General features: G+C 68.3%; 33 protein-coding genes. 22 read left to right on the forward strand and 11 right to left on the reverse strand.

Features of this window, described 5'->3' with window-relative positions:
• From EZ242_RS21340 to EZ242_RS21400, 13 genes are all read left to right on the forward strand, one after another.
• Positions 1–96: EF-Tu C-terminal domain-related protein (locus tag EZ242_RS21340; RefSeq protein WP_476705496.1), on the forward strand; the 96-nt coding region annotated here is incomplete at its 5' end.
• A gap of 4 nt (positions 97–100) precedes the next feature.
• Positions 101–412, forward strand: a complete 312-nt coding sequence (rpsJ, locus tag EZ242_RS21345) for a 30S ribosomal protein S10 (protein WP_135287227.1) — start codon at positions 101–103, stop codon at positions 410–412.
• Between the two features lie 280 nt (positions 413–692).
• Entirely contained in the window at positions 693–1,391 is a 699-nt protein-coding gene (gene rplC / locus EZ242_RS21350) for a 50S ribosomal protein L3 (RefSeq protein ID WP_135287228.1), read from the forward strand.
• On the forward strand, positions 1,391–2,011 hold the full coding sequence (gene rplD / locus EZ242_RS21355; protein WP_135287229.1) for a 50S ribosomal protein L4: 621 nt from the start codon (positions 1,391–1,393) through the stop codon (positions 2,009–2,011). Before rplC ends, rplD begins: the two co-directional genes overlap by 1 nt.
• Complete coding sequence (gene rplW / locus EZ242_RS21360) at positions 2,008–2,343, forward strand: 50S ribosomal protein L23 (protein ID WP_135287230.1); 336 nt, start codon at positions 2,008–2,010, stop codon at positions 2,341–2,343. Before rplD ends, rplW begins: the two co-directional genes overlap by 4 nt.
• Positions 2,344–2,346: 3 nt before the next feature.
• Entirely contained in the window at positions 2,347–3,171 is an 825-nt protein-coding gene (rplB, locus tag EZ242_RS21365; protein ID WP_135287231.1) for a 50S ribosomal protein L2, read from the forward strand.
• 12 nt (positions 3,172–3,183) lie between these two features.
• Positions 3,184–3,462, forward strand: coding sequence for a 30S ribosomal protein S19 (gene rpsS, locus EZ242_RS21370; protein ID WP_135287232.1), 279 nt, complete (start codon positions 3,184–3,186; stop codon positions 3,460–3,462).
• Between the two features lie 9 nt (positions 3,463–3,471).
• Positions 3,472–3,801 carry a 50S ribosomal protein L22 gene (rplV, locus tag EZ242_RS21375; protein WP_135287233.1) on the forward strand — a complete coding sequence of 110 codons (330 nt, stop codon included), beginning with the start codon at positions 3,472–3,474 and terminating at the stop codon, positions 3,799–3,801.
• A gap of 14 nt (positions 3,802–3,815) precedes the next feature.
• On the forward strand, positions 3,816–4,724 hold the full coding sequence (rpsC, locus tag EZ242_RS21380) for a 30S ribosomal protein S3 (protein WP_135287234.1): 909 nt from the start codon (positions 3,816–3,818) through the stop codon (positions 4,722–4,724).
• A gap of 2 nt (positions 4,725–4,726) precedes the next feature.
• Entirely contained in the window at positions 4,727–5,143 is a 417-nt protein-coding gene (gene rplP, locus EZ242_RS21385; RefSeq protein WP_135287235.1) for a 50S ribosomal protein L16, read from the forward strand.
• A 16-nt stretch (positions 5,144–5,159) separates the two neighbouring features.
• Entirely contained in the window at positions 5,160–5,363 is a 204-nt protein-coding gene (gene rpmC / locus EZ242_RS21390) for a 50S ribosomal protein L29 (protein WP_135287236.1), read from the forward strand.
• Between the two features lie 9 nt (positions 5,364–5,372).
• Positions 5,373–5,642 carry a 30S ribosomal protein S17 gene (rpsQ, locus tag EZ242_RS21395; RefSeq protein WP_135287237.1) on the forward strand — a complete coding sequence of 90 codons (270 nt, stop codon included), beginning with the start codon at positions 5,373–5,375 and terminating at the stop codon, positions 5,640–5,642.
• Between the two features lie 79 nt (positions 5,643–5,721).
• Entirely contained in the window at positions 5,722–6,228 is a 507-nt protein-coding gene (locus EZ242_RS21400; RefSeq protein ID WP_135287238.1) for a peroxiredoxin, read from the forward strand.
• Between the two features lie 39 nt (positions 6,229–6,267).
• Here the strand turns inward: EZ242_RS21400 and EZ242_RS21405 are convergent, their stop codons facing one another.
• From EZ242_RS21405 to EZ242_RS21425, 5 genes are all read right to left on the reverse strand, one after another.
• Positions 6,268–6,741, reverse strand: coding sequence for a GNAT family N-acetyltransferase (locus EZ242_RS21405; RefSeq protein WP_420821266.1), 474 nt, complete (start codon positions 6,739–6,741; stop codon positions 6,268–6,270).
• Between the two features lie 94 nt (positions 6,742–6,835).
• On the reverse strand, positions 6,836–7,336 hold the full coding sequence (locus EZ242_RS21410) for a TlpA disulfide reductase family protein (protein ID WP_135287240.1): 501 nt from the start codon (positions 7,334–7,336) through the stop codon (positions 6,836–6,838).
• A 41-nt stretch (positions 7,337–7,377) separates the two neighbouring features.
• A complete protein-coding gene (locus tag EZ242_RS21415) occupies positions 7,378–8,484 on the reverse strand; it encodes an ATP-binding protein (protein ID WP_135287241.1) in 1,107 nt (368 codons plus the stop codon).
• 46 nt (positions 8,485–8,530) lie between these two features.
• The gene (locus EZ242_RS21420; protein WP_135287242.1) at positions 8,531–9,259 is read right to left on the reverse strand and encodes an alpha/beta fold hydrolase; all 729 of its coding nucleotides are present in this window, start codon (positions 9,257–9,259) and stop codon (positions 8,531–8,533) included.
• Positions 9,260–10,495 carry a CaiB/BaiF CoA transferase family protein gene (locus EZ242_RS21425; RefSeq protein WP_135287243.1) on the reverse strand — a complete coding sequence of 412 codons (1,236 nt, stop codon included), beginning with the start codon at positions 10,493–10,495 and terminating at the stop codon, positions 9,260–9,262.
• A 43-nt stretch (positions 10,496–10,538) separates the two neighbouring features.
• On the opposite strand from EZ242_RS21425, the gene EZ242_RS21430 reads away from it, so the two are divergent.
• The 4 genes from EZ242_RS21430 to ptsP are packed head-to-tail and all read left to right on the forward strand — an operon-like array spanning position 10,539 to position 14,214.
• Entirely contained in the window at positions 10,539–11,747 is a 1,209-nt protein-coding gene (locus tag EZ242_RS21430; RefSeq protein ID WP_135287244.1) for an MFS transporter, read from the forward strand.
• Complete coding sequence (locus EZ242_RS21435) at positions 11,744–12,199, forward strand: PTS sugar transporter subunit IIA (protein WP_135287245.1); 456 nt, start codon at positions 11,744–11,746, stop codon at positions 12,197–12,199. The genes EZ242_RS21430 and EZ242_RS21435 overlap by 4 nt, the downstream gene beginning before the upstream one ends.
• A complete protein-coding gene (locus EZ242_RS21440) occupies positions 12,168–12,437 on the forward strand; it encodes an HPr family phosphocarrier protein (RefSeq protein ID WP_135287246.1) in 270 nt (89 codons plus the stop codon). The genes EZ242_RS21435 and EZ242_RS21440 overlap by 32 nt, the downstream gene beginning before the upstream one ends.
• Before the next feature lie 13 nt (positions 12,438–12,450).
• Positions 12,451–14,214, forward strand: a complete 1,764-nt coding sequence (gene ptsP / locus EZ242_RS21445; RefSeq protein WP_135287247.1) for a phosphoenolpyruvate--protein phosphotransferase — start codon at positions 12,451–12,453, stop codon at positions 14,212–14,214.
• 10 nt (positions 14,215–14,224) lie between these two features.
• Here the strand turns inward: ptsP and EZ242_RS21450 are convergent, their stop codons facing one another.
• From EZ242_RS21450 to EZ242_RS21475, 6 genes are read right to left on the reverse strand one after another with little or no spacing between them, the layout of a single operon-like run.
• Positions 14,225–15,091 (reverse strand): DMT family transporter, encoded by an 867-nt coding sequence (locus EZ242_RS21450; protein WP_135287248.1) that lies wholly within the window; start codon positions 15,089–15,091, stop codon positions 14,225–14,227.
• 25 nt (positions 15,092–15,116) lie between these two features.
• Positions 15,117–16,100 carry a lipoyl synthase gene (lipA, locus tag EZ242_RS21455; RefSeq protein ID WP_135287249.1) on the reverse strand — a complete coding sequence of 328 codons (984 nt, stop codon included), beginning with the start codon at positions 16,098–16,100 and terminating at the stop codon, positions 15,117–15,119.
• A 12-nt stretch (positions 16,101–16,112) separates the two neighbouring features.
• The gene (lipB, locus tag EZ242_RS21460) at positions 16,113–16,781 is read right to left on the reverse strand and encodes a lipoyl(octanoyl) transferase LipB (RefSeq protein WP_135287250.1); all 669 of its coding nucleotides are present in this window, start codon (positions 16,779–16,781) and stop codon (positions 16,113–16,115) included.
• A 2-nt stretch (positions 16,782–16,783) separates the two neighbouring features.
• Entirely contained in the window at positions 16,784–17,071 is a 288-nt protein-coding gene (locus tag EZ242_RS21465; RefSeq protein WP_135287251.1) for a YbeD family protein, read from the reverse strand.
• Positions 17,068–17,943: a D-amino acid aminotransferase gene (locus EZ242_RS21470; RefSeq protein ID WP_420821265.1), complete on the reverse strand. Its 876-nt coding sequence runs from the start codon at positions 17,941–17,943 to the stop codon at positions 17,068–17,070. The genes EZ242_RS21465 and EZ242_RS21470 overlap by 4 nt, the downstream gene beginning before the upstream one ends.
• Complete coding sequence (locus EZ242_RS21475) at positions 17,940–18,518, reverse strand: DUF2062 domain-containing protein (protein ID WP_240787198.1); 579 nt, start codon at positions 18,516–18,518, stop codon at positions 17,940–17,942. Before EZ242_RS21475 ends, EZ242_RS21470 begins: the two co-directional genes overlap by 4 nt.
• Positions 18,519–18,684: 166 nt before the next feature.
• Here EZ242_RS21475 and EZ242_RS21480 point away from each other — a divergent pair, with 166 nt between their 5' ends.
• The 5 genes from EZ242_RS21480 to EZ242_RS21500 are packed head-to-tail and all read left to right on the forward strand — an operon-like array spanning position 18,685 to position 21,419.
• Entirely contained in the window at positions 18,685–19,185 is a 501-nt protein-coding gene (locus EZ242_RS21480) for an ATP synthase subunit I (RefSeq protein WP_135287252.1), read from the forward strand.
• Positions 19,186–19,192: 7 nt separating this feature from the next.
• The gene (gene atpB / locus EZ242_RS21485) at positions 19,193–20,059 is read left to right on the forward strand and encodes a F0F1 ATP synthase subunit A (protein ID WP_135287253.1); all 867 of its coding nucleotides are present in this window, start codon (positions 19,193–19,195) and stop codon (positions 20,057–20,059) included.
• Positions 20,060–20,116: 57 nt separating this feature from the next.
• Positions 20,117–20,365 carry a F0F1 ATP synthase subunit C gene (gene atpE / locus EZ242_RS21490; protein ID WP_135287254.1) on the forward strand — a complete coding sequence of 83 codons (249 nt, stop codon included), beginning with the start codon at positions 20,117–20,119 and terminating at the stop codon, positions 20,363–20,365.
• A gap of 37 nt (positions 20,366–20,402) precedes the next feature.
• Positions 20,403–20,873 carry a F0F1 ATP synthase subunit B gene (locus EZ242_RS21495; protein WP_135287255.1) on the forward strand — a complete coding sequence of 157 codons (471 nt, stop codon included), beginning with the start codon at positions 20,403–20,405 and terminating at the stop codon, positions 20,871–20,873.
• 15 nt (positions 20,874–20,888) lie between these two features.
• Positions 20,889–21,419, forward strand: coding sequence for a F0F1 ATP synthase subunit delta (locus EZ242_RS21500; RefSeq protein WP_135287256.1), 531 nt, complete (start codon positions 20,889–20,891; stop codon positions 21,417–21,419).
• Positions 21,420–21,433: the final 14 nt, after the last annotated feature.

Genomic DNA, 21,433 nt, shown 5'->3' on the forward strand with positions numbered 1-21,433 from the left:
ATCAACCCGATCGCCATGGAAGAAGGCCTGCGCTTTGCCATCCGCGAAGGTGGCAAGACCGTCGGCGCCGGCGTCGTTGCCAAGATCCTGGAGTAATCAAATGGCCCAGCAGAAGATCCGCATCCGCCTCAAGGCCTTCGACTACAAGCTGATCGACGACTCGACCCAGCAGATCGTCGACACCGCCAAGCGCACCGGCGCGATCGTCAAGGGCCCCGTGCCCCTGCCGACCCGCATGAAGCGCTTCGACATCCTGCGTTCGCCGCACGTGAACAAGTCCTCGCGCGACCAGTTCGAGATCCGCACGCACCAGCGCCTGATGGACATCGTCGATCCCACGGACAAGACCGTGGACGCGCTGATGAAGCTCGACCTGCCCGCGGGCGTGGACGTCGAGATCAAGCTGCAATAAGCCGCTTGTGACCGCCATGACAAGGGCCTCCTTCGGGAGGCCCTTGTTCTTGCAGGAGCGGCGCCCGCGCCTCTTGGGGCCCAAGGCCTTGCGCGGCCTGAGGCAGGCGCCCTATAATCGCCGGCTCGGCCGAAATTGCGCGCCCTTTTTCGAAGGGGTGCGCGTTTTGGATGCGGCCCCGGTTGCGGGGCGCGTGGTTCCCGAGATTTTTCAACCCAAGTTCACATCGCAACGCGGCAGCCAATTGAAGCGGCCGCGGTGAACCTTCTGGAGCAATAACATGAGTCTGAGCAACTCCCTCGGGTTGCTGGGCCGCAAGGTGGGCATGATGCGCCTCTTCACCGACGACGGGGACGCAGTGCCCGTCACGGTGGTGGATGTGTCCGACAACCGCGTGACCCAGGTCAAGACCGAAGAGAACGACGGCTACGTGGCCCTGCAGGTCACCTTCGGCTCGCGCAAGGCCTCGCGCGTGACCAAGCCGCAATCCGGCCACCTCGCCAAGGCAGGTGTCGAAGCCGGTGAGATCATCCAGGAATTCCGCGTCACCCCCGAGACGGCCGCCAAGTACACGGCGGGCGCCGTCGTTGCCGTGGCGGACCTGTTCTCGGTGGGCCAGAAGGTCGACGTGCAGGGCACCTCGATCGGCAAGGGCTTCGCCGGAACGATCAAGCGCCACAACTTCGCCTCGCAGCGCGCCTCGCACGGCAACAGCCGTTCGCACAACGTCCCGGGCTCCATCTCCATGGCCCAGGACCCGGGCCGCGTGTTCCCGGGCAAGAAGATGTCCGGCCACCTCGGCGACGTGACCGTCACCACCCAGAACCTGGAAGTGATCCGCATCGAAGAGAAGTTCGCCGCCGCCGGCAAGGACAAGTCCATGCAGCTGCTGCTCATCAAGGGCGCCACCCCTGGCGCCAAGGGCGGTTTCCTGACCGTGCGTCCGGCCGTCAAGGCCAAGGCGAAGGGAGCCCAGTGATGCAACTCGAACTCCTGAACGACCAGGGCCAGGCCGCGTCCACCTACGACGCGCCCGAGACCGTCTTCGGCCGCGAGTACAACGAAGACCTGGTCCACCAGATCGTCGTCGCCTACCAGGCCAACGCCCGCCAGGGCACGCGCGCCCAGAAGGACCGCGAGCAGGTCAAGCACTCGACCAAGAAGCCGTTCAAGCAGAAGGGCACCGGCCGCGCGCGCGCCGGCATGACCTCCTCGCCGCTGTGGCGCGGCGGCGGTCGCATCTTCCCGAACAGCCCGGAAGAGAACTTCACCCAGAAGATCAACAAGAAGATGTACCGCGCCGGCATGGCGTCCATCTTCTCGCAGCTGGCCCGTGAAGGCCGGCTGGCCGTGGTCGAGTCCCTCAAGGTGGATTCGCCCAAGACCAAGCAGCTCGCCGCCAAGTTCAAGGCCATGAACCTGGACTCCGTCCTGGTCATCGCCGAAGAGGTGGACGAGAACCTGTACCTCGCCTCGCGCAACCTGGTGAACGTGCTCGTCGTCGAGCCCCGTTACGCCGACCCGCTGTCGCTGGTGCACTACAAGAAGGTGCTGGTCACCAAGGGTGCCATCGACAAGCTCAAGGAGATGTTCGCATGAGCCGTGTGAACCCCACCCCCGCCGAACGCAAGTTCGATGAAGGCCGCCTGATGCAGGTGCTGGTCGCCCCCATCGTCTCCGAGAAGGCGACGCATGTGGCGGACAAGACCAACGCCGTGACCTTCAAGGTGCTGCAGAACGCGACCAAGCCGGAGATCAAGGCCGCCGTTGAACTGATGTTCAAGGTCGAGGTCAAGGGCGTCTCCGTGGTCAACACCAAAGGCAAGACCAAGCGCTTCGGCCGCTCGGTGGGCCGCCGCGACAACGTTCGCAAGGCCTACGTGCTGCTCAAGCCCGGTCAGGAGCTCAATCTCTCTGGGGAGGCTGCGTAAGCCATGGCCGTCGTCAAGATGAAACCGACCTCGCCCGGCCAGCGCGCCGTGGTCAAGGTCACGCGCGACCACCTGTACAAGGGTGAAGGCTTCGCGCCGCTGCTGGAGCCCCAGCACCAGAAGTCCGGCCGCAACAACAACGGCCGCATCACCACCCGCCACAAGGGCGGTGGCCACAAGCACCACTACCGCGTGGTGGACTTCCGCCGCAACAAGGATGGCATCCCCGCCAAGGTGGAGCGCATCGAGTACGACCCGAACCGCACGGCCCACATCGCCCTGGTGTGCTATGCCGACGGCGAGCGTCGCTACGTGATCGCCCCGCGCGGCCTGGAAGTGGGCGCGCAGATCGTCTCCGGTTCGGAGGCGCCCATCCGCGCCGGCAACACGCTGCCGATCCGCAACATCCCGGTGGGCTCGACCATCCACTGCATCGAGCTGCAGCCCGGCAAGGGCGCGCAGATCGCCCGCTCGGCCGGCGCTTCGGCGACGCTGCTGGCGCGCGAAGGCACCTACGCCCAGGTCCGCATGCGTTCGGGTGAGGTGCGCCGCATCCACATCGAGTGCCGCGCCACCATCGGCGAGGTTGCCAACGAGGAGCACAGCCTGCGCCAGCTCGGCAAGGCCGGCGTGAAGCGCCACATGGGTATCCGCCCGACCGTCCGCGGCGTGGCCATGAACCCGATCGACCACCCGCACGGCGGCGGCGAGGGCCGCACCGGCGAGGGCCGCGCGCCCGTGGACCCGTGGGGCAACCTCACCAAGGGCTACCGCACCCGCAACAACAAGCGCACGCAGGTCTTCGTCGTGTCGCGTCGCAAGAAGTAAGGGGCTGAAACAATGGCTCGTTCTCTCAAAAAAGGTCCCTTCGTTGACCAGCACCTTGTCGACAAGGCCGACAAGGCCGTGACGACCAAGGACAAGAAGCCGATCAAGACCTGGTCGCGCCGCTCCATGATCCTGCCCGAGTTCATCGGGCTGACGATCGCCGTGCACAACGGCAAGCAGCACGTGCCGGTCTACATCACCGACCAGATGGTGGGCCACAAGCTGGGCGAATTCGCCCTGACGCGCACCTTCAAGGGTCACCCCGCGGACAAGAAAGTCCAGAAGAAGTAAGGAAAGACCATGGAAACACGTGCAGTCCTTCGGGGCGTCCGTCTGTCGGTCGACAAGGGTCGCCTGGTCGCGGACATGATCCGCGGCAAGAAGGTGGACCAGGCCCTGAACATCCTGAACTTCACCCAGAAGAAGGCCGCCGGCATCGTGCGCAAGGTGCTCGAGTCGGCCATCGCCAACGCCGAGCACAACGACGGTGCCGACATCGACGAGCTGAAGGTCAAGACCATCTACGTCGAGCAGGGCGCCACGCTCAAGCGCTTCACCGCGCGGGCCAAGGGTCGGGGCAACCGCATCAGCAAGCCCACGTGCCATGTGTACGTGACCGTCGGCAACTAAGGCTCAGGAAGAACATGGGACAGAAAATCCATCCGACCGGCTTCCGCCTGGCGGTCAGCCGCAACTGGGCCAGCCGCTGGTATGCCAGCAACCGCGACTTCGCGGGCATGCTGGCCGAGGACATCCAGGTTCGCGAGTACCTCAAGAAGCGCCTGAAGAACGCCGCGGTCTCGCGCGTGCTGATCGAGCGCCCGGCCAAGAGCGCCCGCATCACCATCTACTCGGCGCGTCCGGGCGTGGTGATCGGCAAGAAGGGCGAGGACATCGAGAACCTGAAGAAGGAACTCTCCACGCGCCTGGGCGTGCCGGTGGCGGTGAACATCGAGGAAGTGCGCAAGCCCGAAGTCGATGCCCAGCTGATCGCCGACAGCATCACCCAGCAGCTCGAGAAGCGCATCATGTTCCGCCGCGCCATGAAGCGCGCGATGCAGAACGCCATGCGCCTGGGCGCCCAGGGCATCAAGATCATGTCCGCCGGCCGCCTGAACGGCATCGAGATCGCGCGCACCGAGTGGTACCGCGAAGGTCGCGTGCCGCTGCACACGCTGCGCGCCGACATCGACTACGGCTTCTCCGAGGCCAAGACCACCTACGGCGTCATCGGCGTCAAGGTGTGGGTGTACAAGGGTGACACGCTGGGTCGCAGCGACGCGCCTTCGCTGGACAGCACGCCGCGCCCCGAGGGCGAGGAGCGCCGTCCGCGCGGCCCGCGTCGTGATGGCCGGCCGGGTGATCGTCCGGGTGGCGACCGCCGTGGCGGTCCGCGTCGCAGCGCCGCCGGCGCGGGCAACGTGGCCCCCGCCGATGGCAGCGACAAGCCGCAAGAAGCAACCGCAGGTGCCGAGGCACCGAAATCTGCCGTTAAGCGCGTCCGCAAAGTCGCCGCGCCGGGTGCTCCCGCTCCCGACGGCAAAGGAGAGTAAACATGCTGCAACCCGCTCGCCGCAAATACCGCAAAGAGCAGAAGGGCCGCAACACCGGCATCGCCACCCGGGGCAACTCGGTGGCCTTCGGTGACTTCGGCCTGAAGTCCACGGACCGTGGCCGTCTGACGGCCCGCCAGATCGAGGCCGCGCGTCGCGCGATCTCCCGCCACGTCAAGCGTGGTGGCCGCATCTGGATCCGCGTGTTCCCGGACAAGCCCATCTCCCAGAAGCCGGCCGAGGTCCGCATGGGCAACGGCAAGGGCAACCCGGAGTACTACGTGGCCGAGATCCAGCCGGGCAAGGTGCTGTACGAGATCGTCGGCGTGCCCGAGGAACTCGCCCGCGAAGCCTTCAAGCTGGCCGCGGCCAAGCTGCCGCTGCGCACGACGTTCGTCGCGCGCACCATCGGCGCCTGATTCAGGAGTGAACAAGATGAAAACTGCTGAACTGCGCCAGAAAGACGTGGCCGGCCTGGAAGCCGAAGTCAAGCAATTGCAGAAGGCCCACTTCGGCCTGCGCATGCAGAAAGCCACGCAACAGTTGAACAACACGGCATCGCTGCGCGTGACGCGCCGCGACATCGCGCGCGCCAAGACCCTGCTGGCCCAGAAGCGCGCCGAGACCGAGGCCAAGTAAGGAGTGACCATGACGGAAGCCAAACCCTCCCTCAAGCGCACCCTGGTCGGCAAGGTCGTGAGCGACAAGCGCGCCAAGACCGTGACGGTGCTGGTCGAGCGTCGTGTGAAGCACGAGCTGTACGGCAAGATCGTTGCCAAGTCGAGCAAGTACCACGCGCACGACGAGAACGGCGAGTTCCACGTCGGTGACCTGATCGAGATCACCGAGAGCCGCCCGATCTCCAAGACCAAGAACTGGGTCGCCACGCGCCTGGTCCAGAAGGCCGCCGCGGTCTGATTTCCCCGCCCCGGCAAGCCTGTCCCGAAACGGCCCACAATGTGGGCCGTTTTTCTTTCTCAACCAGGAAACCCAGCCCATGATCAAGATCGGAGATCCGCTCCCGAACGTCACCCTGCAGGAGTACGTGGAAGTCGAAGGCAATGGTTGCAGCATCGGCCCGAACCCGGTCGACGTGGCCAAGGCGTCGGCCGGCAAGACCATCGCCCTGTTCGGCCTTCCGGGTGCCTTCACGCCGACCTGTTCGGCCAAGCACGTGCCCGGCTACATCGGCCATTTCGATGCGCTGCGCCAGGCCGGCGTGGACGAGATCTGGTGCGTGAGCGTGAACGACGCCTTCGTGATGGGCGCCTGGGCGCGTGACCAGAAGACCGAGGGCAAGGTCCGCATGCTGGGCGACGGATCGGCCGAGTTCGCCAAGGCCTGCGGGCTGACGCTGGACCTCACCGCGCGCGGCATGGGCCTGCGCAGCGGGCGTTACTCCATGCTGGTGCGCGACGGCCGCGTGGTGACCCTCAACGTGGAGGCTCCGGGCAAGTTCGAGGTGAGCGACGCCGACACGCTGCTGGCCCAGGCGCGGGCCTGAGCGCGAGCGAACGCGCCGCACGGCGCGTTCAGCCCTTCTTCAGAGATCGACCTTGAGGTAGTGCGCCCCCGCAATGGGGTTGTGATAGTAGGGGGCGATGTCCTCGAAGCCCAGGTCCTCGTACAGGGCACGGGCGGCCTCCATGTCGCTGAGCGTGTCCAGCAGTACGCAGGCGTAGCCGAGCTGCCGGGCCGCGTCGAGGGTCGCCTCGGCGAGCTGGCGGCCCAAGCCGAAGCCGCGAAAGGCCTTTCGCACATAAAGGCGCTTCATCTCGGCAGCGTTCGGATAGTCCGAGTTGTCGAGCGGCCGGAGCGCGCAGCAGCCGGCGAGCGAGCCGTCCACGCAGGCCAGGAGCAGCGCGCCACGCGGCGGCGCATATTCGCCCGGCAGGGTTGCGAGCTCTTCGTCGATCTGCTGGAAACACAGGTCCACGCCGAGGTCCGCGGCGTACTCGCTGATGAGTTCACGAGCGGCGTGGATATCGTCGCGCGACGCGGGCGGCAGGATGTCGATCCGGGGTAGCTGGACTGCGTCCACCGAAGGCTGGTCGTAGTGATGGACGGGCCAGTGTATCGCCGCACGCCCGGTGCGCAAAGCCGTCCTGCCTTCAGGCCTGGGCGAGCAGCTCTTCGATGAGCCGGTGCAGTTCCTCGAAATTCGGCGCGCCGACATAGCGCTTGACGATCTCGCCGCGCTTGTTGACCAGGAAGCTGGTGGGCGTGAGTTGCACGTCGCCCCAGGCCTTGGCCACGGCCCCCGTGTTGTCGATGGCGACTTTGAAGGGCAGCTTGCGCGTCTGCGCGAAATTCACCACGTAGGCCGGCGGGTCGTAGCTCATCGCAACGGCCACCGTCTCGTAGCCGCGGCCCTTGTACTTCTCGTAGGTGGAGGCGATCTCGGGCATTTCCGCCACGCAGGTGGTGCAGCTGGTGGCCCAGAAATTGACCAGCGTCACCTTGCCCTTGAGGTCGGCGGTGGTCTGGGTGGAGCCGTCCAGCAGCACGAAGCGCGAGGCCGGCGCAGGGGTCTGGCCGGTGGCGAAGTACACGCCGGCCGATGCGGCCAGGACGACCGCGACGGCAGCAGCTCCCAGCATTCGCTTGTTCATGGATGTGTTCTTTCTGTCTCGCTGGCTTCCGGTCGGCCGCTTCAGCGACCGAGCTCAAGCAGGATCACGGTCTTGAGCTGTTCCTTCACGGTGTCGCGGCCGATGCGGCTCGCGGTCGTCTGGTCCCAGGAGGAAATCTCGAAGCCCGTGTGGGTGGTGGCGGCGACCTCCACCGCGTGGAAGTGCAGGCGCTCGCGCATCAGCCGCTGCAGGTAGTCGTCGAAGAAATCGGTCCGCAGGCTCTCGTCCAGAATGATCATGGAAGGCTGCGATAGTTCACTCATCTCGAACCCCTGCGCGGCGGTGAGTGCCACCTCGAGCCGCAGGTCGAGTTCGGTGCACACCGACTTGACCTCGCGTTGAAGGCGAACGTCGTCGCTGACGAGCAACACGCGCAGTCCGGCCAATTGGCTTGACTGCGACTGCAGCTGCGAGCTGTCCGCGCCGGTCTGTCGCTCCGCGTCAAGGGCGGTGATGCCCGAGAGCTGGCGCACGGTGCGCGAGAACTCCAGGCTGGCCTGGGCGGCGTCCTGGCCCAGTTCGCGCCGGACCGTGACGTTCATCAACCGGGCGGTCTCGACCACGAGCTGCCAGGCCAGGTTGTCCAGGGGCAGGGCGCCGTGGGCGTCGGTGCGCAGGTCCAGCACGCGCAGGCTCAGGAGTGCGTGCGCGGGCCAGTTCTTCACTTCCAGCCGCACCTGCAGCTCACGGCCCAGCTGGGCACCCCAGTCCACCAGGGTCTCCACCAGAGCGACCAGCAGTCCCGGATCGACGATCACGTCCACCGGCCGCAGGTGCTGCCGCACCTGGATGCCCTGCTGCTTGAAGCCGCCGTGGGCCTGCACCAGGATGTCCAGCACGATGGCGTGCAGCGACAGCCGCTCGTGCGACTGCCGCAGTCGCCCCTTCATGACGCGCGCCAGCTGCTGGCTCTGCACGCTCACGCGGTGCAGCTGCCGCGCGCACAGCTCCAGTTCGGCGAACTGCCGCGACTGCGGCGGCAATTGCGCCCGCAGGGCCTGCACCAGCTCGCGCAGATGCGTCACCGGATCGGCCAGGCTGATGCCGATAAGCTCGGCCACCAAGGGCCCGCTGGGGGCCGAAGTCTCGGCGACTGCCGCAGGGGGGTTGATCGTTGGGTTGTTCACGTCCCGGCTCCTCGTCCTCGCCGCGAACTCTACGTCAATCCCACGCTCATGCGTAGCGTGTGAGCAGTTCGCACAAGGGCGCGGGCGCGCTGACCATGGGGTCGTGCCCCGTCTTCAGTTCGACCACGTCCGAGCCCGGCAGCCAGTGCCCGCTCCAGAACGACGCATCGACCACGCGCGGACGGATCGCGTCGATGGTAGCCAGCGCCGGGGCGGTGCAGTTCACGAAGGTGCGCGGCACGCGGCCCACGCGCGCCGCGTCGAAGGCGAGCGGGGCGGTGTAGGTGTGGCCGGGGTGCGGCGTCTGCCGCCGCTGGAGCCACTGCGCGTCCGCCCCGGACAGCCCGTACACCTGGGGATCGGGCGGCGCGAAGGCATAGTCCGGCGAGGCCTCGGCCGAGGCGATGCGCGCCGCGCGCGTGGTGCCGGCATGCGTGCTGCTCCAGCTCTCGCCGGGACGCGGCACCACCGCATCGACATAGACCAGGCGCCGCAGCCGGGCGGTCATGCGGTCGGCCACGGCCGTGCCCAGCATGCCGGCGTAGGAGTGCACGACGAGGATCACGTCCTGCAGCTCCTCGGCCTCGATCACGCCCATCACGTCGGCGATGTGGGTCTCCAGCGTGATGGCGGAGGACAGCAGGTGGCTGCGCTCGCCCAGGCCGGTGAGCGTGGGGGCATGCACGCGGTGACCGGCCGCCGCCAGCGGCTGCACCACGCGTTGCCAGCACCAGCCACCGTGCCAGGCGCCATGGACCAGGACGTATTGCGCCATTCAGATCACCTTGCGTTCCTTGAGTTCATCGATGCGTCCGCGCTCCCAGCCCAGCACCTCCCGCAATACCTCGGTGGTGTGCTGGCCCAGCAGGGGCGGAGGACGGTCCTTGCGCACCGGTGTCGCACCGAGCTTGAGCGGGCTGGCCACCAGGCGCAGCCCGGGCTGCAGCGGATGCGTCCAGGCGTCCACCATGCCGCGGGCGTTCACGTGCGGATCGTCGAACACCTCGGCCAGGTTGTTGATGGCCCCGCAGGGCACCTTGGCCTGCTCCAGTGCCGCCAGCCAGTCGGCCTTGGCGCGCTGCTTCATGACGGTGGCCAGCTGCGGCACCAGCGTGGCGCGGTGGCGCACGCGGTCCTCATTGCGCGCATAGCTCGGATCGCGCGCCAGTTCCGGGCAGCCGGCCAGCTCGCAGAAGCGCCCGAACTGGCCGTCGTTGCCCACGGCCAGGATGATGTGGTCGGGCGAGCCGTCGGCCTGCGGCGCCACCTCGAACACCTGGTAGGGGACGATGTTCTGGTGCGCGTTGCCGGCCCGTCCGGGCACCTTGCCGCTGACCAGGTAATTGGCGCCCAGGTTGGCGAGCATGGCCACCTGCGAGTCCAGCAGCGCCATGTCCAGGTGCTGTCCTTCGCCCGTGCGCTCCGCGTGCCGCAGGGCCGCGAGGATGGCGACCGTGGCGTTCAGCCCGGTGAAGAGGTCGGCCACCGCGACGCCGACCTTCTGCGGCCCGCCGCCCAGGTCGTCACGCTCGCCCGTGATGCTCATGAGGCCACCCATGCCCTGCACCGCGTAGTCGTAGCCCGCGCGCTCCCGGTAGGGGCCGGTCTGGCCGAAGCCGGTGATGCTGCAATACACCAGGCGCGGGTTGACGGACCGCAGCGACGCCCAGTCCAGGCCGTAGCGCTGCATGTCGCCGACCTTGAAGTTCTCCACGAAGACGTCGCAGCGCGCCACCAGCTCGCGCACCAGCGCCTGGCCTTCGGGCGCCGCGATGTCGCAGGTGAGCGAGCGCTTGTTGCGGTTGGTGCCGAGGAAGTAGGCCGCCTCGCGGGTGTCCTGGCCCTGCGCGTCGGGCATGAAGGGCGGGCCCCAGGCGCGGGTGTCGTCGCCCGCGCCGGGGCGCTCGATCTTGATCACGTCGGCGCCGAGATCGGCCAGGGTCTGCGTGCACCAGGGACCGGCGAGGACCCGTGACAGGTCCAGAACGCGAATGCCATCCAGGGAGTTCATGCCCGGCATTGTCATGCAGCCCGCGCTTCGATAATGCCGAGATATGGTGCTGTCCCGCCGCGACGCGGTCCTGGTCTTCCTGGTCTTCGCGTTCACGTATTTCTTCGCCGCCCTCGTCCGTGCCGTGACGGCGACCCTGGCTCCGACCCTCACCGCCGAGTTCGAGCTGCACGCACGCGACCTCGGACTGCTGGGGGGCGGCTACTTCATCGGCTTCGCCGCGACGCAGCTGCCGCTGGGCCGCTGGCTCGACGCGCACGGTCCGCGCAACGTCCTGGTCGGCTTCCTCGGCGTCGCCGCGGTCGGCTGCCTTGCGTTTTCCCTGGCCTCGGATTTCACCTACCTGCTGGCGGCCCGTGTGCTGTGCGGCGTGGGCCTGGGCGCCTGCCTCATGGCGCCCCTGACCGGCTTCCGCCGCTGGCTGTCGCCCCAGATGCAGCTGCGCGCCAACTCCTGGATGCTGATGACGGGCTCGCTCGGCATGGTGGCCTCCACGCTGCCGGTGCAGTGGCTGGTGCCCCGGGTGGGCTGGCGGCCGGTGTTCTGGGTGCTGGCGGCGCTGCTCGTGGTCTGCATGGTCCTGATCGCGCTGCGCGTGCCGCGCTGGTCCGAGCGTGGCGCGGCGCCGGCGCAGGGCAGCTACCGCGAAGTCTGGCGTCACCCCTATTTCCGCCGCATGGCGCCCGTCGGTTTCTTCAGCTACGGCGGCATGCTGGCCATGCAGACGCTCTGGATCGGGCCGTGGCTGGTGCGGGTGGCGGGCCACGAGCCGCTGGAGTCCGCGAGCGGGCTGTTCGTCATCAACGTGTCCATGCTCGTGGCCTTCTGGAGCTGGGGTTTGTTCAATCCGCGCCTGGCCGCCAGCGGCTGGAACACGGACCGGCTCATCACCTGGGGCATGCCGCTGAGCTTCGTGGCGATGGGTGCCATCATCACGGCCGGGCCCGCCGCCGGAGCCGGCGCCTGGGCGTTCTTCTGCGTGACTTCCACCTTCCTCTCGCTGGCCCAGCCGGCGGTCGGGATGGCGTTTGCGCCGGCGCTGGCCGGACGGGCGCTGTCGGCCTACAACCTGGTCATCTTCGCCGGCGTGTTCGCGGTGCAGTGGGGCGTGGGCCTGCTGATCGACGGCTTCGAGCGGCTCGGCCTGTCCGAGGTGAGTCGCTTTCGCGCCGCACTGGCGGTCTTCCTCGCCTGCAGCATCGGCGCCTGGGTGTTCTTCGTCCGCCGCGCACCAGATAATCCCCGCCAATGAACGCCATCCTGATCATTGCGCACGCGCCGCTCGCGCACGCGCTGCGCGAGTGCGCGCTGCACGTCTTTCCCGACTGCGCGGCGCAGGTGGCGGCGATCGACGTGCAACCCAACCTGTCCCCGGAAGAAACGCTGGCGACGGCGCGCATCGCGCTGGAGCAGCTGATGCACGTGCCCCAGGTTCGCGGCGTTCTCGTGCTCACCGACATCTTCGGCGCCACCCCCAGCAACGTGGCCCAGAAGCTGGTGGACGGCGCGCGATCGCGCCTGGTCACCGGCGTGAACCTCCCCATGCTGCTGCGCAGCGTGAGCTACCGGCACGAGCCGCTCGAGGCCCTGGTGGCCCGGGCCGTGACCGGGGGGACGCAAGGCGTGATGCAGGTGGCCAACGTGGCGCCGCAGAACCAGACGCTTCGAAAACATGATCAAGAACACGACCAGCATCAGCAATAAGCTCGGACTGCATGCGCGCGCCTCGGCCAAGCTCACCAAACTGGCGGGTGCCTATCCCTGCGAGGTCTGGCTCGCCAAGGGCGAGCGGCGGGTCAACGCCAAGAGCATCATGGGCGTGATGATGCTGGCGGCCGGCCTGGGCAGCGAGGTGACGGTGGAAACCGACGGTCCGCGCGAGCAGGAGGCCATGGACGCGCTGCTGGCGCTCATCCACGACAAGTTCGGCGAAGGCGAATGAAGCGGACCGCCCCATGACCTTCGCCATCCACGGACTTCCGGTCGCACGCGGCATTGCCATCGGGCGCGCCGTGATCATGGCCGGCCGCGTCGACGTGGCGCACTACTTCATTGAGGCCTCGCAGGTGGAGGAGGAGATCGCCCGCCTGCGCAGCGCGCGCGATGCCGTGGCCGACGAGATCCGGCGGCTGCAGCAGACCATCGTGGCCATGGGGCCGAAGGAGGCTCCGCACGAGCTCACCGCGCTCCTTGACGTGCACCTCATGCTGCTGCAGGACCAGGACCTCATCGACGGCGTGCGGCACTGGATCACCGAGCGCCTCTACAACGCCGAGTGGGCCCTCACCACGCAGCTCGAAGCCCTCTCGCGCCAGTTCGACGAGATGGAGGACGAGTACCTGCGCGAGCGCAAGGCGGACCTGGAGCAGGTGGCCGAACGCGTGCTCCGCTACATGAAAGGCGTGGCCTCGCCAGTGGCGGCGCCGCCGCGTCGCGCCTCGCAGGGCCGCCAGCAGGACCTGCTGCTCGAAGGCACGGTGGACGTGCCGCTGGTGCTGATCGCGCACGACCTGTCGCCGGCCGACATGCTGCAGTTCAAGCAGAGCGTCTTCGCCGGCTTCGTCACCGATGTGGGCGGCCGCAACTCGCACACCGCCATCGTCGCGCGCAGCATGGACATTCCCGCGGTGGTGGGTTCGCGCAGCGCCAGTCACCTGGTGCGCCAGGACGACTGGGTCATCATCGACGGCGACGCCGGCGTGGTGATCGTCGATCCCTCGCCCATCATCCTGGCCGAGTACGGGTTCAAGCAGCGCCAGGCCGAACTGGAGCGCGGGCGCCTCTCCCGCCTGCGCCACACGCCGGCCGTGACGCTGGACGGGCAGAAGATCGAGCTGCTGGCCAACATCGAGCAGCCCGAGGACGCTGCCGGCGCGCTGGCCGCCGGCGCGGTCGGTGTCGGCCTGTTCCGCAGCGAATTCATGTTCATGGGCCGGCAGGGCCACCTGCCGGACGAGGAGGAGCAGTACCTGGCCTACCGGCGCGCGGTGGACGGCATGCAGGGCCTGCCGGTGACCATCCGCACCATCGACGTGGGGGCCGACAAGCCGCTGGACGACACGCGCCGCGACGCGGCCCACCTCAATCCGGCGCTGGGCCTGCGCGCCATCCGCTGGAGCCTGGCCGAGCCGGCCATGTTCCTCACCCAGCTGCGCGCCATCCTGCGCGCGGCCGCCTACGGCAAGGTGAACATGCTGATCCCGATGCTCGCGCACGTGAGCGAGATACGGCAGACCCTCTCGCTGATCGACTACGCCCGCTCCGAGCTCGACGGCCGCGGCGTCGCCCACGGGCCGGTGGACATCGGCGCCATGATCGAGATCCCGGCGGCGGCCCTCACGCTCAAGACCTTCCTCAAGTACTTCGACTTCCTCTCCATCGGCACCAACGACCTGACGCAGTACACCCTCGCCATCGACCGCGCGGACGAGTCGGTGGCGCATCTGTACGACCCCTGCCACCCGGCGGTGCTGCGCCTGGTGGCGCAGACCATCGCCGAGGGCGCGGCGCAGGGCAAGCCGGTCAGCGTCTGCGGCGAGATGGCGGGCGACACGGCGCTGACCCGCCTGCTGCTGGGCCTGGGCCTGCGCAGCTTCTCCATGCACCCGGCGCAGATCCTGGCGGTCAAGCAGGAAGTGCTGCGCTCGGATGCGGCGCGGCTCGCGCCCTGGGCGCAGCGCGTGCTGGAAGCCGAGGAGCCGTCGCAGCTGCTGGACTGAATCTGTCGGGTCAGGCCGCGCCGGGCTGCGCACCGGCCGCCTCGGGGCGGCTCGCGCGTGTTCCGAGCACGGCCGCACCAATCACCAGGATGGCCGCCAGCGCCACCGAGGCGCTCGGGCTGCGCCCGGTGGCCAGCAGCAGGCAGGCGGTGGAGGCCAGTGGCGTGAGGTAGCTCAGGATGCCGATCTGCCGGGCGTCGCCCGACTTCAGCGCCTTGTCCCACAGGAGGAAGGCCGCGCCGAGCGGGCCCAGCCCCATCAGGGCCAGCAGCAGGCCGTCGCGCGGGGTGAGTGTGGCCGGCGCTTCCAGCACGGCATGGCAGGCCAGGGACAGCAGTCCCGAGACCAGGCCGAAGAGGCCCACGGCGGCCGTCGGGAACGGCGGCACGCGCCGGGTGGCCAGCGAGTAGCTGGCCCAGATGAACGCCGAGCCCAGCGCCGGCACGTAGCCCCAGGACCAGGCGCCCGCCACCGTGCCCGCACCGCCCAGGATGGCGATGGCCGCGCCGGTGAATCCCAGTACGGCGGCCACCCCGTGCGCGAGCCGCAGCCGCATGCCGGGCAGGAACAGCGGCGAAAGCACCACGATCAGCAGGGGCCAGAGGTAATTGACGAGGTTGGCCTCCACCGGCGGCGCGGTGCGCAGGGCGATGAACAGCAGGAAGTGGAAGCCGAACAGGCCATAGACGCCCAGGGCCAGCGTGCGCAGGGGCACGCGCCAGTGCCGCAGCAGTGGCCAGGTCGGCACGCTGCCGATCACCAGGGCGATGCCGGTCAGGAGAAAAGGGGGCAGGTGCGCAAGCTGCAGGCCCAGCGTGGCCAGCAGCGACCACAGCGCGATGGCGCCCAGCGCATGCAGGTTGGGCCCGGACAGCATGCCTGGCGCGGGGCCGCGGCGCGGCTCAGGCCACGCCCGCCGCGTGGGCCTGCTGGTCCGCGTGGTAGCTCGAGCGGACCATGGCGCCCACGGCGGCATGGCTGAAGCCCATGGCGTAGGCCTCCTGCTCGAACATCTTGAAGGTGTCCGGGTGCACGTAGCGCCGCACCGGGAGGTGCGAGCTGCTCGGGGCCAGGTATTGGCCGATGGTGAGCATGTCGATGTCGTGGGCCCGCATGTCACGCATGACCTGCAGGATCTCCTCGTCGGTCTCGCCCAGGCCGACCATCAGGCCGCTCTTGGTCGGCACCTGCGGATGCAGGGCCTTGAACTTGCGCAGCAGCTGCAGGCTGAAGGCGTAGTCGGAGCCCGGGCGCGCCTCGCGGTACAGGCGCGGCACGGTCTCCAGGTTGTGGTTCATCACGTCCGGCGGCGCGGCCCGCAGGATCTCCAGCGCGCGGTCGTCGCGGCCGCGGAAGTCCGGCACCAGGATCTCGATGGTGGTGGCCGGCGAAAGCTCTCGCGTGCGCCGGATGCAGTCGACGAAATGCTGGCTGCCGCCGTCGCGCAGGTCGTCCCGGTCCACGCTGGTGATGACCACGTACTTGAGGCCGAGCCGGGCGATGGTGCGGGCCAGGTTCTCGGGCTCCTGCGCATCCAGGGGGTCGGGCCGGCCATGGCCCACGTCGCAGAAGGGGCAGCGGCGCGTGCACTTGTCGCCCATGATCATGAAGGTGGCCGTGCCCTTGCCGAAGCATTCGCCGATGTTGGGGCAGGACGCTTCCTCGCACACCGTGTGCAGGTGGCTTTCGCGCAGGATCTGCTTGATCTCGTAGAAGCGCGTGGTGGGCGAGCCCGCGCGCACGCGGATCCAGTCGGGCTTCTTCAGCACCTCGGCCTGCTCGACCTTCACCGGAATGCGCGACAGCTTGGCCGCGGCCTTCTGCTTGGCCGAGGGGTTGTAGGTATCGAGGCCTTGGGCCTCGCGGACGACAGGGTTCGAGCTCATGGGCGGAGGAGTTCAGGCGGCGAGCAAACCCTCGAGCTTCTGGCCCAGCAGGTGCGCCGCCTCGTGCCAGGGGGTGGAGACGCCGATTGTAGAAAGGTCGACCGTCCGCAGGCCGGCGTAGCCGCACGGGTCGATGCGCGAGAAGGGTTCCAGGTCCATGGCCACGTTCAGCGCCACGCCGTGGTAGCTGCAGTGGCGGCTGACCTTCACGCCCAGCGCGGCGATCTTGCCCAGGCCGCGGAACGGGTCGTGAGGGTGGGCCGGCCCGGCCAGGGCCTGGTGCGAGAACGGATCGTCCAGGCGCACGTAGATGCCCGGCGCGCCGGCCACGCGGTGGCCGGTCACGCCGTAGTGGGCCAGGGTGCGCAGCACGGCCTCTTCGATGCGATAGACGAATTCCTTGACGAAGTAGCCCGCGCGGCGCAGGTCCACCAGGGGATAGGCCACCACCTGGCCGGGACCGTGGAACGTGACCTGTCCGCCCCGGTTGGTCTGCACCACCGGGATGGCGCCCGCGGCCAGCACGTGCTCGGCGCGCCCGGCCAGCCCCTGGGTATAGACGGGCGGGTGCTCGCACAGCCAGAGCTCGTCGGGCGTGGCCTCGTCGCGGGACGCCGTGAAGGCCTGCATGGCCTCGTAGGTCGGCAGGTACTCGACGCGGCCGAGCAGGCGCCGCTGCATCGTCAGAGCACGACCTTGACCAGCGGATGCGTGGACAAGGTGCGATAGAGCTCGTCCAGCTGCTCGCGGCTGGTGGCCGTCACCGTGATGGTGATGCCCAGGTAGTTGCCGCCGCGGCTGTCCCGCAGCTCCACGCTGGCGGGGTCGAACTGCGGGTCGAAGTGGCCGGCCACCATGGTGATGGCCTCGACGAAGCCTTCCACCTTGGCGCCCATCACCTTGATGGGGAAACGGCAGGGGTACTCGATCAGCGAATCGGTGCGCGTGTTCGGGGAGGTGGGCGTAGTCATGAAGGTGTGCCGGACTGCTTGGCGCGCTGGTAGAGCGCGTACAGCTTGTCGTAGATGGGGCCGGGCCGCCCGCTTCCAATGGCCTGCCCGTCCAGCCGCGTGACGGCCAGTACCTCGCGCGTGGCGGAGGACAGGAAAACCTCGTCGGCGCGGAACACCTCCGAGAGGCTGATGCGCCGCAGCTCGAAGGCGATGCCGGCCTCGCGGCACAGCGATTCGATGAGGCCGTAGCGGATGCCTTCGAGCAGCAGGTGGTCGGGCGGCGGGCCCATCACGGTGCCGCCCCGCACGATCCATACGTTGGAGGCGGCCGCCTCGCTCAGGTAGCCATGGCGGAACATGATCGTCTCGGCCGCGCCGGCGTCCACGCTGATCTGCCGCGCCATGACGGAGCCCAGCAGGCTCGTGCTCTTGATGTTGGCCTTCTCCCAGCGGAAGTCCGCTGCGGTGACGCAGCGCACGCCGTCGCGGCGGGCGGGCTCGGGCACCGGGTTGAAGCGGCTCACCATGGCGAACACGGTCGGCTCGATGTCCTTGGGCATGGCGTGGTCGCGCAATGCGACACCCCGGGTCACCTGCAGGTAGGCAAGCAGGTCGCGCTCGTCCGGAAGGGAGCGTGCCAGCCGCTCGATGACCGACAGCCATTCCTCCGGCGGGAGGGGGCTGGGGATCCGGACGGCGGCCAGGCTGCGCCGCAGGCGCGCCATGTGCTCGGCGAACCGGAACGGCCGGCCTCCATAGAGCGGCACCACCTCGTACACGCCGTCGCCGAAGATGAAGCCGCGGTCCATCACGCTCACGCGTGCTTCGGACAGCACCGTGAACTCCCCGTCCAGGAAACAGGGCAGCGGCGGCAGGTCCGTGGCTTTCACAGGTCGCGGCCTCGGCGACGCAGGCGCCGCTGGCGCAGGTGCAGCACGACCCGCAGCCGCCACGCCAGCTTGATCAGGGCATAGGAGCCCAGGGAGAACATCACCGCGAGCAGGCCCATGCCCAGGACCACCGGCGTGCCCACGTCCTGCATCCAGGTCAGAAGGCTCGTGCCCTGGCGCGGCATGACCAGCGGCGGCGCGCTCACGAACAGGGTTCCGATGCGGTAGGACAGCCACAGCCAGAAGCCCAGCGTGAGCGGGTTGGTGATCAGCGTGGCGGCGACGGACAGCGGGATGTTGGCCCGCCACCAGATGCAGTGGGCCACCGCGATGGGGATCTGTCCGAGCGGCATCACGAAGGCCCAGAAGAAGCCGATGGCGACGCCGCGCGCCACGGATTCGTGCTGCAGGTGCCACAGCCACGGCGCGAGCACGTGGCGGGCGAGCGGGCGCAGCATGGGATGTCCCGCGAGGACGTCGCGCTCCGGCATGCGCTTGCCCAGCGAGTGCCGCATGCGGCGCCACAGGCTTCTCTCGGAGTTGCGGTGGGGATGGCGGGACGCGTGACGGCTCATGGCTTCGGCATTGTGGCGCGCGGCGAGGGTCCGCGCGCGGGCAGGGGGATGCTGCATGAGCAAGGACCGCTGAGCTGGCGGAACCGCCGGGGTTTCTCCCTATAATCGGAGGCTTTGTGAAATTCAGGGCCCTGCTGCGCGGCAGAGCGCCTCACGAGAAGACCAGATGAGACAGCTGCCCGCGCGCCCCGGTGACCGGGATGCCCATGAGCCTGAGGCCGGGTCCGATTTCGGGCCCGACGCGCAGGGCGAGCCTGAATTCGTTCCGCTTTCGCCCCTGGAGGCGCAGCGGCTTCGGGAGCGACTGCCGCGGCTGTCGCCCTGGCGGATCGTGGCGGCGCAACTTGGCATCGGACTGCTCGTGGCAGGCGTTGCCGGGGGTGTGTCGGGCCGCTGGGGCATCGCGGCGTCTGTGCTCTACGGGGCCTGGGCGATCGCGATTCCGGCGGCCTTGTATGCGCGTGCCCTGGGCCGCGCCGCCGGCGCCGGCGTGCTGGCATGGGAGCTGGTGAAGGTCGGCTTGTCGGTGGCGCTGCTCGCCGCCGCGCCGAAGCTGGTGCCGGATCTGAACTGGCTGGCGCTGCTGGCCGGGGTGATCCTGGCGACAAAGATGTACTGGGTGGCGTTCGCGTTCGCGCGGCGCCCGCAACGAAGAACTTGGAACTAGACGACTCATGGCTGCCGAAAACGCACCGACCGCAGGCGAGTACATCCAGCACCACCTGCAGCATCTGCAGAAGAACTTCCAGTTCGAGAGCGTCACGCAGACCAGCATCATCGACTTCAGCGTCTTCAACCTGGACTCGGTGTTCTATTCGCTGGTGCTGGGGGTGATCGGCTGCTTCATCCTCTGGCGCGGCGCCCGCCGTGCCACCTCGGGCGTGCCGGGACGGTTCCAGGCCGCGGTCGAGATCCTGGCCGAGATGGTGGAGACCCAGGCCAAGGGCGTCATCCACAACGAAAAGAGCCGCAAGCTCGTCTCGCCGCTGGCGCTCACCGTGTTCGTCTGGATCTTCCTGATGAACTTCATGGACATGCTGCCCGTGGACCTGATTCCCCAGGCCTGGCATGCCGCCGGCCCCGCGCTCGGCTTCAAGGATTACATGCGGGTCGTGCCCACGGCCGACCTGTCCACGACGCTGGGCCTGTCGGTCAGCGTGCTGCTCCTGTGCTTCTTCTACAACATCAAGATCAAGGGACTCGGCGGCTGGACGCATGAGCTCTTCACCGCGCCTTTCGGTGCCCACCCGCTGCTGTGGCCGTTCAACTTCCTCATGCAGATCATCGAGTTCGTCGCCAAGACGGTCTCGCACGGCATGCGACTGTTCGGCAACATGTTCGCGGGCGAGCTGGTGTTCATGCTCATCGCGCTGATGGGTGGCGCGTTCACGCTCTCGGCTACGGGCATCGGCCTGGCCATCGGGCACGTGGTCGCGGGCACCGTCTGGACGCTGTTCCACATCCTGATCATCACGTTGCAGGCCTTCATCTTCATGATGCTGACGCTCATCTACGTCGGCCAGGCCCACGACGCGCACTGATCGGATCCGCGAGTTTCCCTTTCCCTTTCCTTTTCCACTTTCTAAACAGGAGCAATCATGGAAAACATCCTCGGTCTCGTCGCGCTGGCTTGCGGCATCATCGTCGGCCTCGGCGCGATCGGCGCCTCGATCGGCATCGCGCTCATGGGCGGCAAGTACCTCGAGTCCTCCGCCCGCCAGCCTGAGCTGATGAACGAGCTGCAGACCAAGATGTTCATTCTGGCCGGCCTGATCGACGCGGCCTTCCTGATCGGCGTGGCCATCGCCCTGCTGTTCGCCTTCGCCAACCCCTTCGTTCTGGCCTGATCGGCGCACGCCCGGTCACGACGGAAAGGACCGTTCCGTGAACATCAACGCGACCCTGATCCTGCAAGCGATCGTCTTTGCGATCCTTGTGTGGTTCACGATGCGTTTCATCTGGCCGCCGATCACCAAGGCGCTGGACGAGCGCGCCCGCAAGATCGCCGAGGGTCTGGCCGCCGCTGACAAGGCCAAGGCCGACCTCGCTGCCGCCGACCGTCGCGTCGAGGAAGAACTCGGCCGCGCCCGCAACGAGACCGCGGCCCTGCGTGCCGACGCCGAGCGTCGCGCCCAGGCCATCGTCGAGGAAGCCAAGGCCCGCGCCAACGATGAAGGCAACAAGATCATCGCCGCCGCCCAGGCCGAGGCCGAGCAGCAGGCGGTGCGTGCCCGCGAGGCCCTGCGCGCCCAGGTGGCTGCACTCGCCGTCAAGGGCGCTGAGCAGATCCTGCGCCGCGAGGTCAATGCCAGCGTCCACGCGGACCTGCTGGACCGCCTCAAGAACGAGCTGTAACGCGAAGGACCCGCCATGGCTGAACTCGCCACCATCGCCCGGCCGTACGCCGAGGCGCTGTTCCAGGCTTCTGCGAACGACCGTGAGGCCACGGGCCAGTGGCTGGATGCCCTGGCCTCGGTCGCCGGCAGCCCGCAGCTGCTGGATTTCGCGGCGAACCCGAAGGTCAGCGACCAGCAGGTGCTGGACGTGATCACGGGTGTGGCCAAGGTCCAGTTGCCCGTGCACGCGCAGAACTTTCTGCGCACGGTCGTCGAGAACGGCCGCCTTGCGGCCCTGCCCGAGATCGCCGCGCAGTACCGCGCCCTGTGCAACGCGCAGGGCGGCAGCCGCGATGCCATCGTGTTCAGCGCCTTCCCCATCTCGGGCGATGCGCTGGCCGGCATCGGCGCGGCGCTTGAAAAGCGCTTCGGCCGCCGCCTGAACCTGCAGGTCCAGGAAGATCCTTCGCTCATCGGCGGCATCCGCGTGGTGGTCGGCGACGAGGTGCTCGACACCTCGGTCAAGGCCCGCCTCGAACAGATGAAAGCCGCCCTCACGGCCTGATCCCACGGGCCGCC

It is taken from the genome of Ramlibacter rhizophilus (genome assembly GCF_004681965.1).
In the GTDB taxonomy this organism is placed as follows: Bacteria; Pseudomonadota; Gammaproteobacteria; order Burkholderiales; family Burkholderiaceae_C; genus Ramlibacter; species Ramlibacter rhizophilus.

Excerpts from the sequence above, each read along its gene's own strand:
- rpsJ (WP_135287227.1), top strand. The coding sequence starts at position 101 with ATGGCCCAGCAGAAGATCCGCATCCGCCTCAAGGCCTTCGACTACAAG.
- rplC (WP_135287228.1), top strand. The coding sequence starts at position 693 with ATGAGTCTGAGCAACTCCCTCGGGTTGCTGGGCCGCAAGGTGGGCATG.
- rplD (WP_135287229.1), top strand. The coding sequence starts at position 1,391 with ATGCAACTCGAACTCCTGAACGACCAGGGCCAGGCCGCGTCCACCTAC.
- rplW (WP_135287230.1), top strand. The coding sequence starts at position 2,008 with ATGAGCCGTGTGAACCCCACCCCCGCCGAACGCAAGTTCGATGAAGGC.
- rplB (WP_135287231.1), top strand. The coding sequence starts at position 2,347 with ATGGCCGTCGTCAAGATGAAACCGACCTCGCCCGGCCAGCGCGCCGTG.
- rpsS (WP_135287232.1), top strand. The coding sequence starts at position 3,184 with ATGGCTCGTTCTCTCAAAAAAGGTCCCTTCGTTGACCAGCACCTTGTC.
- rplV (WP_135287233.1), top strand. The coding sequence starts at position 3,472 with ATGGAAACACGTGCAGTCCTTCGGGGCGTCCGTCTGTCGGTCGACAAG.
- rpsC (WP_135287234.1), top strand. The coding sequence starts at position 3,816 with ATGGGACAGAAAATCCATCCGACCGGCTTCCGCCTGGCGGTCAGCCGC.
- rplP (WP_135287235.1), top strand. The coding sequence starts at position 4,727 with ATGCTGCAACCCGCTCGCCGCAAATACCGCAAAGAGCAGAAGGGCCGC.
- rpmC (WP_135287236.1), top strand. The coding sequence starts at position 5,160 with ATGAAAACTGCTGAACTGCGCCAGAAAGACGTGGCCGGCCTGGAAGCC.
- rpsQ (WP_135287237.1), top strand. The coding sequence starts at position 5,373 with ATGACGGAAGCCAAACCCTCCCTCAAGCGCACCCTGGTCGGCAAGGTC.
- EZ242_RS21400 (WP_135287238.1), top strand. The coding sequence starts at position 5,722 with ATGATCAAGATCGGAGATCCGCTCCCGAACGTCACCCTGCAGGAGTAC.
- EZ242_RS21410 (WP_135287240.1), bottom strand. The coding sequence starts at position 7,336 with ATGAACAAGCGAATGCTGGGAGCTGCTGCCGTCGCGGTCGTCCTGGCC.
- EZ242_RS21420 (WP_135287242.1), bottom strand. The coding sequence starts at position 9,259 with ATGGCGCAATACGTCCTGGTCCATGGCGCCTGGCACGGTGGCTGGTGC.
- EZ242_RS21425 (WP_135287243.1), bottom strand. The coding sequence starts at position 10,495 with ATGAACTCCCTGGATGGCATTCGCGTTCTGGACCTGTCACGGGTCCTC.
- EZ242_RS21430 (WP_135287244.1), top strand. The coding sequence starts at position 10,539 with ATGGTGCTGTCCCGCCGCGACGCGGTCCTGGTCTTCCTGGTCTTCGCG.
- EZ242_RS21435 (WP_135287245.1), top strand. The coding sequence starts at position 11,744 with ATGAACGCCATCCTGATCATTGCGCACGCGCCGCTCGCGCACGCGCTG.
- EZ242_RS21440 (WP_135287246.1), top strand. The coding sequence starts at position 12,168 with ATGATCAAGAACACGACCAGCATCAGCAATAAGCTCGGACTGCATGCG.
- ptsP (WP_135287247.1), top strand. The coding sequence starts at position 12,451 with ATGACCTTCGCCATCCACGGACTTCCGGTCGCACGCGGCATTGCCATC.
- EZ242_RS21450 (WP_135287248.1), bottom strand. The coding sequence starts at position 15,091 with ATGCTGTCCGGGCCCAACCTGCATGCGCTGGGCGCCATCGCGCTGTGG.
- lipA (WP_135287249.1), bottom strand. The coding sequence starts at position 16,100 with ATGAGCTCGAACCCTGTCGTCCGCGAGGCCCAAGGCCTCGATACCTAC.
- lipB (WP_135287250.1), bottom strand. The coding sequence starts at position 16,781 with ATGCAGCGGCGCCTGCTCGGCCGCGTCGAGTACCTGCCGACCTACGAG.
- EZ242_RS21465 (WP_135287251.1), bottom strand. The coding sequence starts at position 17,071 with ATGACTACGCCCACCTCCCCGAACACGCGCACCGATTCGCTGATCGAG.
- EZ242_RS21475 (WP_240787198.1), bottom strand. The coding sequence starts at position 18,518 with ATGAGCCGTCACGCGTCCCGCCATCCCCACCGCAACTCCGAGAGAAGC.
- EZ242_RS21480 (WP_135287252.1), top strand. The coding sequence starts at position 18,685 with ATGAGACAGCTGCCCGCGCGCCCCGGTGACCGGGATGCCCATGAGCCT.
- atpB (WP_135287253.1), top strand. The coding sequence starts at position 19,193 with ATGGCTGCCGAAAACGCACCGACCGCAGGCGAGTACATCCAGCACCAC.
- atpE (WP_135287254.1), top strand. The coding sequence starts at position 20,117 with ATGGAAAACATCCTCGGTCTCGTCGCGCTGGCTTGCGGCATCATCGTC.
- EZ242_RS21500 (WP_135287256.1), top strand. The coding sequence starts at position 20,889 with ATGGCTGAACTCGCCACCATCGCCCGGCCGTACGCCGAGGCGCTGTTC.